14 protein-coding genes are annotated in these 14,740 nt (G+C 62.0%); 5 read left to right on the forward strand and 9 right to left on the reverse strand.

What is annotated here, in order from left to right; translation table 11 throughout:
• Window position 1: 1 nt before the first annotated feature.
• From E4P32_RS17865 to E4P32_RS17880, 4 genes are all read left to right on the forward strand, one after another.
• Window positions 2–421 (forward strand): DUF2782 domain-containing protein, encoded by a 420-nt coding sequence (locus E4P32_RS17865; protein ID WP_116436557.1) that lies wholly within the window; start codon window positions 2–4, stop codon window positions 419–421.
• A gap of 66 nt (window positions 422–487) precedes the next feature.
• Window positions 488–1,456 (forward strand): homoserine kinase, encoded by a 969-nt coding sequence (locus E4P32_RS17870; RefSeq protein ID WP_116436558.1) that lies wholly within the window; start codon window positions 488–490, stop codon window positions 1,454–1,456.
• A 1-nt stretch (window position 1,457) separates the two neighbouring features.
• Window positions 1,458–2,255, forward strand: a complete 798-nt coding sequence (locus E4P32_RS17875) for a BPSS1780 family membrane protein (protein WP_116436559.1) — start codon at window positions 1,458–1,460, stop codon at window positions 2,253–2,255.
• A 55-nt stretch (window positions 2,256–2,310) separates the two neighbouring features.
• Window positions 2,311–3,873 (forward strand): PAS domain-containing methyl-accepting chemotaxis protein, encoded by a 1,563-nt coding sequence (locus E4P32_RS17880; RefSeq protein ID WP_116436560.1) that lies wholly within the window; start codon window positions 2,311–2,313, stop codon window positions 3,871–3,873.
• 87 nt (window positions 3,874–3,960) lie between these two features.
• Here E4P32_RS17880 and E4P32_RS17885 read toward each other — a convergent pair whose 3' ends face one another.
• The 9 genes from E4P32_RS17885 to E4P32_RS24145 form a co-directional block, all read right to left on the reverse strand.
• The gene (locus tag E4P32_RS17885) at window positions 3,961–5,310 is read right to left on the reverse strand and encodes a sugar ABC transporter substrate-binding protein (RefSeq protein WP_116436561.1); all 1,350 of its coding nucleotides are present in this window, start codon (window positions 5,308–5,310) and stop codon (window positions 3,961–3,963) included.
• Window positions 5,311–5,437: 127 nt separating this feature from the next.
• Window positions 5,438–6,919, reverse strand: a complete 1,482-nt coding sequence (xylB, locus tag E4P32_RS17890) for a xylulokinase (RefSeq protein ID WP_116436562.1) — start codon at window positions 6,917–6,919, stop codon at window positions 5,438–5,440.
• A 31-nt stretch (window positions 6,920–6,950) separates the two neighbouring features.
• Complete coding sequence (dalD, locus tag E4P32_RS17895; protein WP_199525703.1) at window positions 6,951–8,363, reverse strand: D-arabinitol 4-dehydrogenase; 1,413 nt, start codon at window positions 8,361–8,363, stop codon at window positions 6,951–6,953.
• Between the two features lie 18 nt (window positions 8,364–8,381).
• Window positions 8,382–9,497, reverse strand: a complete 1,116-nt coding sequence (gene ugpC / locus E4P32_RS17900; RefSeq protein WP_116436564.1) for a sn-glycerol-3-phosphate ABC transporter ATP-binding protein UgpC — start codon at window positions 9,495–9,497, stop codon at window positions 8,382–8,384.
• A 29-nt stretch (window positions 9,498–9,526) separates the two neighbouring features.
• A complete protein-coding gene (locus E4P32_RS17905) occupies window positions 9,527–10,222 on the reverse strand; it encodes an HAD-IA family hydrolase (RefSeq protein ID WP_116436565.1) in 696 nt (231 codons plus the stop codon).
• A gap of 12 nt (window positions 10,223–10,234) precedes the next feature.
• The gene (locus E4P32_RS17910; protein ID WP_116436566.1) at window positions 10,235–11,050 is read right to left on the reverse strand and encodes a carbohydrate ABC transporter permease; all 816 of its coding nucleotides are present in this window, start codon (window positions 11,048–11,050) and stop codon (window positions 10,235–10,237) included.
• On the reverse strand, window positions 11,047–12,012 hold the full coding sequence (locus E4P32_RS17915; protein WP_116436567.1) for a sugar ABC transporter permease: 966 nt from the start codon (window positions 12,010–12,012) through the stop codon (window positions 11,047–11,049). The genes E4P32_RS17910 and E4P32_RS17915 overlap by 4 nt, the downstream gene beginning before the upstream one ends.
• A gap of 124 nt (window positions 12,013–12,136) precedes the next feature.
• Complete coding sequence (locus E4P32_RS17920) at window positions 12,137–13,345, reverse strand: sugar ABC transporter substrate-binding protein (protein ID WP_233526780.1); 1,209 nt, start codon at window positions 13,343–13,345, stop codon at window positions 12,137–12,139.
• A 243-nt stretch (window positions 13,346–13,588) separates the two neighbouring features.
• Window positions 13,589–13,759, reverse strand: coding sequence for a hypothetical protein (locus E4P32_RS24145; RefSeq protein ID WP_158559760.1), 171 nt, complete (start codon window positions 13,757–13,759; stop codon window positions 13,589–13,591).
• On the opposite strand from E4P32_RS24145, the gene E4P32_RS17925 reads away from it, so the two are divergent.
• Window positions 13,753–14,715, forward strand: a complete 963-nt coding sequence (locus E4P32_RS17925; protein ID WP_116436569.1) for a sugar-binding transcriptional regulator — start codon at window positions 13,753–13,755, stop codon at window positions 14,713–14,715. The two genes, E4P32_RS24145 and E4P32_RS17925, sit on opposite strands and share 7 nt — an antisense overlap.
• Window positions 14,716–14,740: the final 25 nt, after the last annotated feature.

The following is a 14,740-nucleotide window of genomic DNA, read 5'->3' on the forward strand; positions in this document are numbered from 1 at the left end:
CATGATTACCAGAAGCCGGTCCGCCGTGTCCGCTGTATCGCTTTGCTTCTCCCTGCTGACGCTGTCCTTGTCGTCGTTGGCGCACGCCCAGGCAATTTCGGACAAGCCGGCCCCGCCGCCGCCTGAGCTGCAAACCCTGGAAGAAGGCGAACCACCTGCCGTGACCATCAAGAAGCCGGGCGAAGAGCAAGGCAGCGGCAACAGCATTACCGAGCGTCGCGACCACGGCCAGACCAAGGAAGTCAAAGTCAAATCCGGTCCGAGCACGTATTACCTGAAGCCGACACAGCAACTCGGCGGCTCGACGCCGGGCGATGTCCAAAGCGGCCCGCCGAGCGGCGCCCAATGGCAGATCAAGGAATTCGACTGGGGCGGCAAGAAGAAAGCCAAAGAAGGCGAAGCCGGCGACGCCAGCAAGTAATTTGTATTCATTCTCTCCGGACGGCATCCCGTCCGGATTTTTCATCGTTCTTCATCATTCCCGCACATGGCAGTTTTTACTCCGGTCAGCCTTGACGACCTCTCAGGCTGGATCACCCAGTTTTCTCTCGGCAAAGCGCTGGCCGTCAAAGGCATTTCTTCCGGTATCGAGAACAGCAATTTCTTCATCACGACCGAAAGCGGCGAGTACGTCCTGACGCTGTTTGAAAAACTGAGTTTCGAACAACTGCCGTTCTATCTCGAACTGATGCGCCATCTGGCCCAGCGCGACGTGCTGGTGCCGGCGCCTATCCCCAACAAGAGCGGCAGCATCATCAATGCCCTCAACGGCAAGCCGGCGTCGATCGTCACCAAGCTGGAAGGCGCCTACCAGCCGAAGCCGGAGCCGGTGCATTGCGCCGAAGTCGGCGCAATGCTGGCAAAAATGCATCTGGCGGCGCAGGACTTCGGCATCCGCCAGCCGAATCTGCGCGGCTTGCCGTGGCGACGCGAAACCGCGCCGGTGGTACTGCCTTACCTGAACGCCGAAACACAACAGGTACTGCGCGCGGAAATGCAATTCCAGGAAGACTTCGCCGCCTCCGATATTTACGCACAGTTGCCCAACGGTCCGGTGCACGCCGACCTGTTCCGCGACAACGCCATGTTCGTCGGCACGCGCCTGACCGGTTTCTTCGATTTCTATTTTGCAGGCTGCGACACCTGGCTGTTCGACCTGGCCGTCACCGTCAACGACTGGTGCATCGACCTGGCCAGCGGCGTGCTCGACCTCGCGCGCGTGCAAGCCATGCTGGATGCCTACCACGCGGTGCGTCCGTTTGGCGCCGCCGAGCAGCAAGCCTGGGGCGCGATGCTGCGCGCCGCTGCGCTGCGCTTCTGGCTGTCGCGCCTGTATGATTTCTACCTCCCGCGCGCCGCCGAAATGCTGACGCCGCACGATCCCACGCACTTCGAACGCATCCTGCGCCAGCGCGTGAACGGCGCCATCCCGCCGCTGCCCGGACCAAATGACTGATATGGAAAAACTGCCTGCAAAAACCGGCTGGCTCTGGGTCAAGGAAGGCCTGGCGCTGTTCCGCAAACAACCTGCTGAAGTATCGACGCTGTTTCTGAGCTACATGTTCCTGATGCTGGCGCTGGGCATCCTGCCCGTCATCGGCCAGTTGCTGCCGCTGATCCTGGTGCCGGTGTTCGCGATGTCATTCATGCAAGCCTGCCGCCAGATCGAGGAAGGCAAACGCGTCTATCCTAGCTTGCTGCTGGTCGGCTTCCGCTCGCCGGCCCTGCGTAAGCTGCTGGCGCTGGGCGTGCTGTATCTGCTGGCGGCGTTCGCTGCCGTCGCGCTGTCGACGCTGATCGACGGCGGCGCTTTCTGGAAAGCCATGACCGGGCCCGGCCTGGATCCCAAGGACATCGAAGGCAGCAACTTGCGCCTGGCCATGATCGTGGCCGCGCTGGCATATATTCCTGCGGCGATGGCGTTCTGGTTTGCCGCGCCGCTGATCGCCTGGCACAACATGCCGCTGGGCAAGGCGCTGTTCTACAGCTTCTTCGCCGTGCGCCGCGCCGCCAAGGCGTTCACCGTCTACGGCCTGGCCTGGCTGGTGATCGGCGTGCTGCTGCCGGCCACCATCAGCACCATCGTTGCATTGCTGTTCAACAACATGACGGTGATCGTATTTATTTTGCTGCCATTGTCGATAATATTGACCGTGGTCATGTATTGCTCTTTTTACCCAACTTACACTGCAGTCTTTGGCAAGCCCCCGCGCGAAGAAGCACCTGCTCCAGAGAGCAACGACAGCGCAAGGTAATACTTGCCGAAAAAGCAAGTAAAACCACCACAATGCAGCTGTCACGGGGAAAAAGATGCGCATGAACCTGCCGGTCACCAATGCCGGGTATGAATTACAAGACGGCAAATCGATCGTCTCCAAAACCGATCTGAAGGGCAACATTACCTACGTCAATCCCTACTTCATCGAAGTCAGCGGATTCCACGAAGAAGAATTGATGGGCGCGCCGCAGAACATCGTGCGCCACCCCGACATGCCGGCGGAAGCTTTCGCCGACATGTGGAAAACCGTCAAGAAGGGCATCCCCTGGACCGGCCTGGTCAAGAATCGCCGCAAGAGCGGCGATCACTACTGGGTGCTCGCCAACATCACCCCGGTGCGTGAAAAAGGCCAGGTCATCGGCTACATGTCGGTACGCACCAAGCCATCGCCCCAGGACGTCGCCGGCGCCGAAAAGCTCTACGCCGACATCCGCAAGGGCAAGGCCAAAGGCATTGCGATCGAGCAGGGCAACGTCGTCAGGACCGGCCTCAAGGGCTGGATCGCCAAGCTCGGCAAGATCCAGCTCAACACCCGCATCAACCTGTCCATGATCACGCTGCTGGGCCTGCAACTGGTGGCCGCGAGCGTGAGCTTCTTCAACGATCACAGCATGCTCAACACCGGCATCTGCATCGCCACCATGCTGATCACGCTCTACATCTGGTACGCGCTGCACAGCGCCCTGGTGCGCCCGATCCAGGCGGCGTTGCTGGCCACTTACGCGATCACCGGCGGCGACTTGTCGAATCGCGCCGAATCCGATCGCCACGATGAAATCGGCCGCCTGCTGCGCGCCCTGCGCCAGATGAACATCAACCTCACCGCCATCATCGGCGACGTGCGCTCCAACGTCGAGTCGATCAACGGCGCCACGCGCGAGATCGCCACCGGCAACATGGACTTGTCGCATCGCACCGAGTCGCAGGCCTCCAACCTCGAAGAGACCGCGTCAAGCATGGAACAGCTGGCCGTCACCGTACGCCAGAACGCCGACAGCGCGTTGCAGGCCAACCAGCTGGCGGCATCGGCCTCGGCGATTGCGGTCAAAGGCGGCGACGTCGTCGCCAAGACCGGCAGCACCATGAGCGAGATCAGCGCGTCGTCGAAGAAGATCGTCGACATCATCAGCCTGATCGACAGCATCGCCTTCCAGACCAACATCCTGGCGCTGAACGCCGCCGTCGAAGCGGCGCGCGCCGGTGAACAAGGCAGAGGCTTCGCAGTCGTGGCTTCCGAAGTACGCAGCCTGGCGCAGCGCTCGGCCGGCGCCGCCAAGGAAATCAAGACGCTGATCGAAGACTCGGTGGAAAAGGTCGACATCGGCAACCGTCTGGTCGACGACGCCCGCAGCACCATGACCGAGATCGTCGAGTCGGTCAAGCGCGTGACCGGCATCATGACCGAGATCACCGTCGCCACGCAGCAGCAGAGCGCCGGCATCACGCAAGTGCATCAGGCCGTCACCGACATGGATGAAAGCACGCAGCAGAACGCCGCGCTGGTGGAACAGGCCGCCGCCGCCGCGGGTAGCCTGGAAGAACAGACCGGCCGCTTGTTGCAGGCCATCTCGGTGTTCAAGTTCCAGCACCAATAAACCTTCCGGCAGCGTGAAGCTGCGATAAAAGAAAAGGCAGTCGGAGTTTTCTCCGCCTGCCTTTTTTTCATGCTCGCTGCAGCCGCTTCAGTACTTGATGTAGCGGCCTTGCTGCATCAGACGCGTCGTGATGGTCTGCGACGTCTTCAACGCGGTCTCCACGCTGCTCCGACCTGCCAGCGCACGCGCGATGGCCTGGCCGGTAAAGGTGCCGATGCTCGGAAACTCAGGAATCGTCACAAGCTGGATACCCACGTAAGGAACCGGTTTGAGCGTGGAGTTGGCCGGGTCGGCGCTCTGGATCGCGTCGAAGACGAAATCCGCATAGGGCGAGGCCTGCTGGTAACCGGCCGACGCATAGGTCGACTTGCGCGTGCCGGGCGGCGCCAATCCCCACCCATCCCGTTCTGCAACCAGCTGGATGTACTCTTTCGAGGTAGCCCACACGGCAAATTTCTTTGCCGCCTCCTTCGATTTCGACGAATGAGGCACCGCCAGCGCCCACACCCACAACCATTGCGCGCCCTTTGCCGTGGTCGCCGTCGGTGCCGCCACGAAAGCGGTCTTGTCAAACACCTTGGAATTCTTGCCGTGATACAGCGTACCTGCCGCAACGGTGGCGTCGATCCACATGGCGCACTTACCGGCTGCGAACAACGCCAGGTTTTCGTTGTAACCGTTCTGCACCGCATCGGCCGGGCCGTATTTACGCAGCAGGTCGACGTACTGGCCGACCGCCTGCGCCCACTCAGGCGTGTCGAGCTGCGGTTGCCATTGCTCGTCGAACCAGCGGCCGCCGTAGGCATTGACCATGGTGCCGATCAGGGCCATGTTCTCCCCCCAGCCGGGACGCCCGCGCAGACAAATTCCGGCCACGCCGCCGGCCGGATCATGCAGCTGGGAGGCAAAGGTCGCGATCTCTTCCCAGCTCGGCCGGATCGGCATGACCAGCTTCTTTTGTGCGAACAGGTCCTTGCGGTAATAGGTCATCGAGCTTTCCGCATAGAACGGCAACGCATACAACTTGCCCTTGCTGCTCAGGCCGTCGCGCACCGGCTTGAGCAAGTCGTCGACATCATAGCCCGGCGGCAGATCGCTCATCGGCACCAGCCATTCCTGCTCGGCCCACAGCGGCGTCGACATCAGGCCGATGGTCATCAGGTCGAACTGCCCGCCGCTGGTGGTGATGTCGGTCGTCACACGCTCACGCAACACGCCTTCTTCCATGATGTGCCAGTTGAGCCTGATATCGGGATTGGCTTTTTCAAACACCGACGACAGACGCTGCAAGACCAGCATGTCGGGGTTATTGGTGGTGGCGATGTTGACGATGGTGACCACGTCGGCGCCGGCAACGCCCGGCCAGAGCGGGCCGCTGAGGAGGGCAAGCAGGGACAGCCGACGCGCAAGCGCGCCGCAGCGTGCGTAAGGTTTCATGCAGATCCCCCGAGGCATTGGAATGGATTCCGGCCTGTTCAGGGGATCATCAGACAAGGCCTGCGGCAAGTCAAGCGAGTGTCTTTTTAATGAAAAAAGTCCGCCCTCATTTGCCGCAGTGCAAGGTTCATGCAGAGCTTGAGGGCAACGCTTGCCACGGCTGGTAGATATCCCGATAACGCTGCAAGCGCGGCTGCAACTGCGCGTGACGCGCCGGCCGCGGTTCGTAGCAATCCTGTTGCGGCGGCTTGCGACACACCACGTCTTCACTGCCGCCGTCGGCCAGCCAGGCCAGCCGGGCAGCCCCCAGGGCGCCGCCGGCTTCGCTGCCGACGTGGGTAACGATGCGTACGTCGAGCGCGTCGCTGAGCAACTGCGCCCAGTAAGCGCTGCGTGCACCGCCGCCGACCAGCGACAACTGGCGCACATCGGTGCCGGCGGCGCGCAAGGCGTCGAGGCCGTCGACCATGCCGAAACTCACGCCTTCCAGCACCGCATAGGCCAGTGCGGCGCGCTGGTGTTCGTGCGAGAGGCCGTGGAATACGCCGAGCGCATACGGATCGTTGTGCGGTGTCCGTTCTCCGGACAGGTAGGGCAAGAACAGCGGCGCATTGGCCAAGGCGTCGTCATCGAGCGCGGCGACTTCCTGCAGCAGCGTCTTCTCGTCGACGCTGCACAGGCGGCAGAACCAGCGCAGGCAACTCGCCGCCGACAGCATCACGCTCATCTGGTGCCAGCGCTGCGGCAAGGTATGGCAAAACGCGTGAATCGCGCGCGCCGGATTGGGACGGAATTTGTCATTGACCACGAACAGCACGCCCGAGGTGCCGAGCGACAGGAAACCATCGCCCGGTCGCACTGCGCCGATGCCGACCGCACTCGCTGCGCCGTCGCCGGCACCGCCCGCCACCACCACGTCATCCGCCAGTCCCCAGGCCCGCGCCACTTCCGGCAGCAGGAAACCCGCGGCGGCGCTGCCATCGGCCAGATCCGGCATCTGTCCCCGATGCATGCCGCCTGCGGCCAGCAAGGCATCCGACCAGTCGCGCCGCGCCACATCGAGCCAGAGCGTGCCGGCGGCGTCGGACGGATCGGAGATCTTGCGTCCGGTCATCTGCAATCGCAACCAATCCTTGGGCAACAGCACACAGGCGACTTCAGCGAAAAGTTGCGGCTCGTGGCGCGCCACCCACAGCAGTTTGGGCGCAGTGAATCCCGGCATCGCCAAATTGCCGGCGAGCTGATGCAGGTCGCCGGACTCGCTCCAGCGCCGGGTCAATTCGGCGCATTCATCGGTACTGCGCGAATCGCTCCACAGGATGGCCGGACGCAACACGCGGTCTTGCGCATCCAGCAGGACCGCGCCGTGCATCTGCCCGGACAGACCGATGGCGCGAATGCCGGCGAAACGTTCTTCTCCCAACTGCGCGCGCAGGCTCGCGACGGCGTCGCAAGCAGCCTGCCACCAGTGCTGCGGATCCTGCTCCGACCAGCGCGGATGCGGACGCGACACGGCCAGCGGCGAGCCGGCCAGCGCGAGCAGCTTTCCTTCGGCATCGATGACGACCGCTTTGACTTCCGACGTACCAAGGTCTATCCCCAGATACATGGTGCTCCCTGTCTTTTGATTGTTGTCCGTCTCAAGCGGGCATTTTAGTCGAGGTGGCGAGCCAGGCATTGACACTGACTATCCCTTCGCGCAACAGCCTCTCAAGCTGAATGCTCCCGGCCAGTTCGCCCCAGAGCAAAGGATCATTGCAATAGGCGCGCACCGGATCGGCACTTTCCAGCATCGTGCGGACCGCCGCCGGATCGAACACGCCGTCCTGGTATTCATACGCCAGCTCGCCGCGCCGCCAGCGCTGCAGGAAGGCGAAAAACAGCGCCGCCACCTGCGCCGTGGCGCGCGGCTGATGGCCACGCGCCAGGCTGTCGGAAATGGTCGGCCTAATGAAGCCGGGAATCTTCGAGAAGCCGTCCGCCGCCACCCGTTGGTTGGTGTCCTGGATCGCGGGATTGGCAAAACGCGCCAAGGTAGTGTCGCGATACGCTTCGAGGTCCAGCGGGCTCGGCGTCAGGCACGGAATCACGTCTTGCGTGATGTAGTCGTAAGCCATGCGGCGGATGTCTTCATGCACCGTACCTTCGTGGATGTAGTCGAGACCAATCATGGTGCCGGCCCAGGCGATGCAACTGTGGCTGGCGTTGAGGATGCGGATCTTGGCTTCTTCGTAAGGCAGTACCGACGCCACCATTTCGACGCCGACTTTTTCCAGCGCCGGACGACCGGCCTTGAAATCATCCTCGATCACCCACTGGATGAACGACTCGGCCATCAGCGCGCACGGATCGTCGACGCCCGTGGCCTCCTTCACGCGCTGCCGCACGGCCTCGGTCGGACGCGGCGTGATGCGATCCACCATGGAATTGGGACTGGCGACGTTGGCGCGCACCCATTCCAGCAACTGGTGATGACCACGCAAGGCCAGGAATTGCTGCAGACCGCCGAAGAAGCGTTCGCCGTTGTGGCGCAGGTTGTCGCAGTTGAGCAGCGTCACGCCGCCGGCGTTGCCGTCCTGGCGCGCTTGCAGGATCGCCGTCACGGCACCGTAGATGGTGCGGCGGTCGCCATTGATGTCGGCTGCCAGATCCGGATTGTGCACGTCCAGCAAATGCTCGTGGTCGAGGTAGTAGCCGCCTTCGGTCACGGTAAACGAGATCACGCGCGTGCGCGGCTCGGCGCCTGTCCTGACCAGACTTTTCAGCTGGGCATCCCAAGGCACGATGTCGCGGATGGCGCGAATGGTTTCATACGCACGCTGGCCCTGCGGCGTCACCGTTTCCAGCGTGTAGCGGCCTTCGCTTTGCTCCAGCTCTTTCAGCAGGGGCGCCATGTCAGCGCGGATATTGCCCAGTGCCAGTTGCCAGCGGCGATCATCGTCGTTGCCGCGCTCACGCAGGCGATGCAGGTAGACCGCCTGGTGGGCGCGGTGAAACGATCCGGCGCCGATATGCAGCCAGATCAGGTCGTTTTTTGAATCACGGTTCGTCATCATGTTCTCGCTTGCTTTTCAATGTACCGCCATCGCCGGATCGCGCAACAGGCGCTGCACGGCGCTGCCGTCCTCACGGAACAGATGGCAGCGGTGCGCCTCGGCGCCGACCCCGATGATGCTGCGGGAGGCGATCTGCAAGCTGTCCGGCACGCGCAGGATCAGCGACTCTTCGGCAGCATCGCTGGCGGCGTACAGATAGGAGAAATCGCCCAGCAATTCCAGCGCGGTGTAACGCGCCTGCAGCATCGGCTGTTCATTGACGATCGTCAGATGCTCTGGACGGATGCCCAGCGTCACCTTGTCGCCGACCTTGAGGGTGCCGGCTTCGACCGCCGCCAGCTGACGCCCACCGCCCGCCACGTCCACCAGCGCGCCGTCCGCACCGACCTCGGCGATGACGCCGTTGATGAAATTCATCTTGGGCGAACCGATGAAGCCCGCCACGAAACGATTCGCCGGATGGTGATACAGCTGCTGCGGCGTGCCGACCTGCTCGATCCGTCCTTCCGACAGCACGACAATTTTGTCAGCCAGCGTCATGGCTTCGATCTGGTCGTGCGTGACATAGATCATGGTGGTCTTGAGATCGTCATGCAGCTTGGAGAATTCCAGCCGCATCTTCACGCGCAAGGCTGCATCGAGATTCGACAAGGGCTCGTCGAACAGGAACACGCTGGGCTGGCGCGTGATCGCACGGCCGATGGCGACGCGCTGGCGCTGGCCGCCGGACAAGGCGCGCGGCTTGCGATCAAGCAGATGATCGATGTGCAGGATCTTGGCGGCGTGCTGCACGGCGCTGTCGATCTCGGCCTTGGACTTGCCCGCGATCTTGAGGCCGAAGGCCATGTTGTCGTACAGCGTCATGTGCGGATACAGCGCATACGACTGGAATACCATGGCGATGCCGCGCTTGGCGGCCGGGACGTCATTCATGCGACGCTCGCCGATGTTGAGTTCGCCGGCGCTGATGTCTTCAAGGCCAGCGATCATGCGCAGCAGCGTCGATTTGCCACAGCCGGAGGGACCGACGAAGACGACGAACTCGCCGTCGTCGATGTCGAGATTGATGTCGCGCATCACTTCGTTGTCGTCGTAGCGCTTGGCGAGGTTGCGGATGGTGACGGCTGCCATGATGATCTCCTTGTTTCGTGGTTTTTTGCTTATGCAGCGCGTTCGGCCAACAAGGCCGCGATCAGCGCAGGCAATTCCTGCATGTCTTCAAATACCAGTTCGGCGCCGGCGTCGAGCAGCTTCTGGCGCATGCCGTGGCGGTCATGCGCCACACCGGTGAAGCCGAGCACATGCATGCCCGCGCTGCTGGCGGCGCGCACGCCGGTCACGCTGTCGTCGACTGCGACGCAGTGCTGCGGCGCCACGCCATAACCGGCTGCGGCGGCGAGATAGACATGCGGCGCCGGCTTGGGACGGCCGACGTCATGCGCGCTGTGGATGTGACCGTCGAACAGGGCGAGCAGGCCGCAGCGCTGCAAACCCCTGACGATGCGGTCGGTGCTGCTGTTGCTGGCGACCGCCTTGGGCAAAGCGATTTTTTGCAACGCTTCGGCAATGCCCGGCACCAATTGGACTTCGTCGCCGCAGGCAATGCCGACGGCGGTATTGATCCCGGCGTATTGCGCGACATTGAGGCCGAAGCCGAACTCGACGTCGAGTTCATCGAGCAGCAATTCGGTAAACATGCCGAGACGGGAAGCAATCGCGTGATGCAGCTTGTCGCCGTCGGCAGGATTCTTCAGCAGCGGCAGCAGATGTTCGTGCAGCACGCGCAACGCAATGCTCTCGCTGTCTAGCAGCACGCCGTCGCAGTCGCAGACCAGGTGGGTGATTTCCGGCTTCATGTTTCCTTTCATTTACTTCACGGCGCCGAAGGTCAGGCCGCGCACCAGTTGCTTTTGCGCCAGCCAGCCGAGCGCCATGATGGGTGCAATCGCCAGCAGCGAGGCAGCCGACAGCTTGGCCCAGAACAGCCCTTCCGGATTGGAGTAGGAGGCGATGAACACCGTCAGCGGGGCAGCGTCGACGCTGGTCAGGTTGAGGCTCCAGAACGCCTCGTTCCAGGACAGGATGATCAGCAGCAGCGCGGTCGACGCCAGTCCCGGCATGGCGGTCGGCAACAGCAGGTAAAGCATCTCTTGCCAGGCGTTGGCGCCGTCGATGCGCGCGGCCTCAAGAATCTCCTTCGGCACGTCGTTGAAATAGGTGAACGCCATCCACACTGCAATCGGCAGGTTGATCAGCGTGTAAATCAGCGTCAGGCCGGTCACCGAATCGAGCATGCCGCTGTTCTTGGCCAACAGGTAGATCGGCACCAGCACGCCGACGGCCGGCATCATCTTGGTCGACAGCATCCACAGCAGCAGCTTCTGCGTGCGGCCGGTCGGGAAGAAGGCCATCGAATACGCCGCCGGCACCGCAATCAGCAGCGACAGCAAGGTCGATCCCAGCGACACGATCATGGAGTTCTTGACGAAGGCCAGGTAGTTGCTGCGTTCGAAGACTTCGCGGAAGGTATCCAGCGTCGGCATGAAAATCAGGCTCGGCATGTAGGCCTGGTGCTCGGTCTTGAACGCCGTCACGGCGACCCAGAAAATCGGGAAGAACAGGATGACGGCGCAGGTCCATGCCAGCAGACCGACCCAGAGCGGACTCTTTTTTTGATCGTTCATTTTTCGTTCGCTCCTTTCAAGTTCTTCGCCAGCATGCGCACCAGGAAGAACGAGACGATGTTGGCCAGCACCACGGCGAAGATGCCGCCCGCCGACGCGATGCCGATGTCGAATTGCTGCAAGCCGATCGAGTACACAAGGTAGGTCAGATTGGTGGTTTCGGTACCGGGACCGCCCGCCGTGGTGGTGAAGATTTCCGCGAATACCGACAGCAGGAAAATGGTTTCGATCATGATCACCACGGTGATCGCGCGCTTCAGATGCGGCAGCACGATATAGAAGAAGATCCGGATCGGTCCGGCGCCATCCAGCTGTGCAGCCTCCTTCTGGTCGACGTCCAGCGACTGCAGCGCGGTCAGCAGGATCAGGAAGGCGAACGGGATCCATTGCCACGAGACGATGATGATCACCGACAGCATCGGGTATTCGGCGAGCCAGTCGATCGGCTCCATGCCGAGGTGGCGCATGACGAAGGCCAGCATGCCGTAGACCGGATGCATGATCATGTTCTTCCAGATCAGTGCGGCCACTGTCGGCATCACGAAGAATGGTCCGATCACCAGCAGCCGCGCGATGCCGCGACCGCGGAACGGTTGATCAAAGAGCACCGCCAGCAAGGTGCCGCCGATCACGCTGATGCCCAACACCGAACCGATCAGCAAGGCGGTGTTGCCGATCGACGGCCAGAAGGCGGGATCCTCCAACAGGAACTGGTAGTTTTCCAGTCCCACGAAACCGGTCTGGTCCGGCGACATCAGGTTGTAGCGATTGAAGGAGAAGTACACCGTCATCGCCAGCGGCACGATCATCCACAAGAACAGCAAGGCCACCGCCGGCGTCTGCAGCAGGCGGATCGGCAGGAAGCGTTCGCCCGCGCGTTTGCCGCGGCGGGATTTCTGTGTCGGTGAGAGTGCAGCGCTGGCTTTGGAAGGCATGGGAGAAGTATTCGATATCGACGACATGGCGGCCTCGATGCAATCAGGTTCGGGCCGGCGTCATGTTGCGACGTTCCGGCGTAAATCGGCAGAGCAGTGTCATGCGCCGCCCGGCGTCAGGCCGGGCGAACGCACAGGAGTACGCGCGGAATTACTTGATGTAACGCCCCTGCTTCATCATGCGCACGGTCTGCGCCTGCGCCGTCTTCAGCGCAGCGTCGGCAGTGCCCTTGCCCGCCAGCGCACCGGCAATCGCCTGGCCGGTGATGGTGCCGATGGACTGGAACTCCGGAATCGTCGCGAACTGGATGCCGGTGTAAGGCACCGGCTTGACAGTCGGATTGTTGGCGTCGGCCTTCTGGATCGCGTCGAGGACGAAGTCGGAGAACGGTGAAGCCTTCTTGTACTCGGCGGAAGCGTAAGTCGAGGTGCGTGTACCCGGCGGCACCAATGCCCAGCCGCTATCCTTGGCGACCAGCTTGATGTAGTCCTTGGAAGTCGCCCACGCGGCAAACTTCTTGGCGGCGTCCTGCGACTTGGACGACTTCGGCACGGCCAGCGACCAGATCCACAACCAATGCGAACCCTTGTCGGTGGTTGCCATCGGCGCCGGTGCGAATGCGACCTTGTCGGAGACCTTGGAATCCTTGCCGTGGTACAGCATGCCGGCGGCAACGGTGGCGTCTACCCACATGCCGCACTTGCCGCCCGAGAACAGCACCAGGTTTTCATTGAAGCCGTTGGAGCTGGCGCCCGGCGGACCGGATTTGCGCATCAGGTCGACGTAGAAATTGACGGCCTGCTTCCATTCCGGCGTATCGAGCTGCGGCTGCCATTTTTCATCGAACCAGCGGCCGCCGTAAGCATTGACCATGGTACCGACCAGCGCCATGTTTTCACCCCAGCCGGCACGTCCGCGCAGGCAGATGCCGTAGACGCCCTTGGCCGGATCATGCAGTTGCGCAGCCAGCTTGCCGATCTCTTCCCAAGTCGGTTTCTCGGGCATCTTCAGATTCTTTTGCGCGAACAGGTCCTTGCGGTAATAGGTCATCGAGCTTTCCGCGTAGAACGGCAGCGCATACAGCTTGCCGTCGCTGGTCAGGCCTTCGCGCACGGTCTTGATCAGGTCGGCTTCGTCGTAGTCGGCGGGCAGGCCGGTCATCGGCGCCAGCCAGCCTTTCTTGGCCCAGATCGGCGCTTCATACGCGCCGATGGTCATCAGATCGAACTGGCCGCTGTTGGTGGCGATGTCGGTGGTCAGGCGTTGACGCAGCACGCTCTCTTCCATCGTGACCCAGCGCAGCTTGATGTCGGGATTGGCTTTTTCGAACTGCGGCGACAGCTTTTGCAGTTCGATCATGTCGGGGTTGTTGATGGACGCGATGTTGATTGTGACGGGTTCTGCGAAGGCAAAACCGGCGGTGCCGAGGATTGCGATGGCAGCGGCAAGACGTGCCAAAGGACGTGCGGGGGCGCGAAGTTTCATGCTTGTCTCCAGTGTGTACGGGCTGAGGATTAGCGTTGCCGCCCTCCTCGCCTCGATGTAATTTTCTGAGCAAAAAATCTGTTTGCGAGCAAATAATCAAACATTGACGAAAGATTGTCAAGCATTTGCTTTTTTGTTGAGCAAATGTTCAATCTTGATAATAATGGCTGCCTGACCTGCTGCCAAAACACGTGACCAAAGTCCGTACAATGCCGGATCAACCGCCGCAGTACACAAGGTGATGTACAAGGGGAACGGCAGGTTCACAACAAGGAAAACCGATGTCATCCAGCTCATCCAAACTCGACCTGGCGGCGCGCGCCGCGTGGATGTATTACGTCGCCGGCAACACCCAGAATGAAATTGCCGAGCGCCTCGGCATCTCGCGCCAGATGGCGCAGCGCATGGTGGCTTACGCCGGCGCGTCGAACCTGGTCAAGGTGCAGATCACCCATCCCATTTCATCCTGCCTCGAGTTGGCGCAAGGTCTGCAACAACGCTACGGACTGGAAGTTTGCCGGGTGGTGCCGAGCAACGCCGGCGCGGCCGTCGAGGATGATGCACAAGGTGTGCAGCAGATGCTGGCGGTGGCCGGCGCCGAGCTGATGGAGCAATACCTGCGGCAGGAAGAGCCATTGATCGTCAACGTCGGCTCTGGCCGCACGCTCAAGGCCGCGATCGAGAAAATAACCGACATGGAGCGGCCGCAACATCAGATCGTCTCCATGATCGGCGCGTTCGCTTCCGACGGTTCGGCCAACCGCTACGACGTCGCCCTGCTCGCCGCTGAAAAAATGCAAAGCCGCTTTTATCTTTTGCCGGCGCCGCGCGTGGCGGAGAATGAAGCCGATCGCAAGCAGTGGTGCAACCATCGCGCCTATCAGATCGTCACCGGCCTGGCGCAACGCGCCGACGTCACCTTCCTCGGCATCGGCACGATTGCGCTGCAAGGCGCGATGCATGAAGACGGCTTCATCGACGACGACGAAGTGGCGCAGCTGCAAAAACAGGGCGCCGTCGGCGAACTGATCTGCCACGCCTTCGACGCCGCCGGCAACATGCTGCATTCGCCCCTGGCCGCGCGCATCACCACACCACCGCTCAGTTCACCGCCGGCCAAGCCGGTGATTGCGCTGGCCGGCGGTCGCAAGAAAGCCGAAGCAGTGCGCGGCGCCTTGCGCGGCGGCTGGCTGACCGGCCTCGTCACCGACGAGTACTGCGCGCAGTTTGCGTTGCAGGACTGAATTTCAGGCAGCACCAGAACAACAA

The sequence above is a fragment of the Herbaspirillum sp. 3R11 genome (genome assembly GCF_004563925.1).
GTDB lineage: Bacteria > Pseudomonadota > Gammaproteobacteria > Burkholderiales > Burkholderiaceae_D > Herbaspirillum.

Bases quoted from the DNA above. Each gene is read 5' to 3' on its own strand.
- E4P32_RS17865 (WP_116436557.1), top strand. From the start codon at position 2: ATGATTACCAGAAGCCGGTCCGCCGTGTCCGCTGTATCGCTTTGCTTC.
- E4P32_RS17870 (WP_116436558.1), top strand. From the start codon at position 488: ATGGCAGTTTTTACTCCGGTCAGCCTTGACGACCTCTCAGGCTGGATC.
- E4P32_RS17875 (WP_116436559.1), top strand. From the start codon at position 1,458: ATGGAAAAACTGCCTGCAAAAACCGGCTGGCTCTGGGTCAAGGAAGGC.
- E4P32_RS17880 (WP_116436560.1), top strand. From the start codon at position 2,311: ATGCGCATGAACCTGCCGGTCACCAATGCCGGGTATGAATTACAAGAC.
- E4P32_RS17885 (WP_116436561.1), bottom strand. From the start codon at position 5,310: ATGAAACCTTACGCACGCTGCGGCGCGCTTGCGCGTCGGCTGTCCCTG.
- xylB (WP_116436562.1), bottom strand. From the start codon at position 6,919: ATGTATCTGGGGATAGACCTTGGTACGTCGGAAGTCAAAGCGGTCGTC.
- dalD (WP_199525703.1), bottom strand. From the start codon at position 8,363: ATGACGAACCGTGATTCAAAAAACGACCTGATCTGGCTGCATATCGGC.
- ugpC (WP_116436564.1), bottom strand. From the start codon at position 9,497: ATGGCAGCCGTCACCATCCGCAACCTCGCCAAGCGCTACGACGACAAC.
- E4P32_RS17905 (WP_116436565.1), bottom strand. From the start codon at position 10,222: ATGAAGCCGGAAATCACCCACCTGGTCTGCGACTGCGACGGCGTGCTG.
- E4P32_RS17910 (WP_116436566.1), bottom strand. From the start codon at position 11,050: ATGAACGATCAAAAAAAGAGTCCGCTCTGGGTCGGTCTGCTGGCATGG.
- E4P32_RS17915 (WP_116436567.1), bottom strand. From the start codon at position 12,012: ATGTCGTCGATATCGAATACTTCTCCCATGCCTTCCAAAGCCAGCGCT.
- E4P32_RS17920 (WP_233526780.1), bottom strand. From the start codon at position 13,345: ATGATCGAACTGCAAAAGCTGTCGCCGCAGTTCGAAAAAGCCAATCCC.
- E4P32_RS17925 (WP_116436569.1), top strand. From the start codon at position 13,753: ATGTCATCCAGCTCATCCAAACTCGACCTGGCGGCGCGCGCCGCGTGG.
- E4P32_RS24145 (WP_158559760.1), bottom strand. From the start codon at position 13,759: ATGACATCGGTTTTCCTTGTTGTGAACCTGCCGTTCCCCTTGTACATC.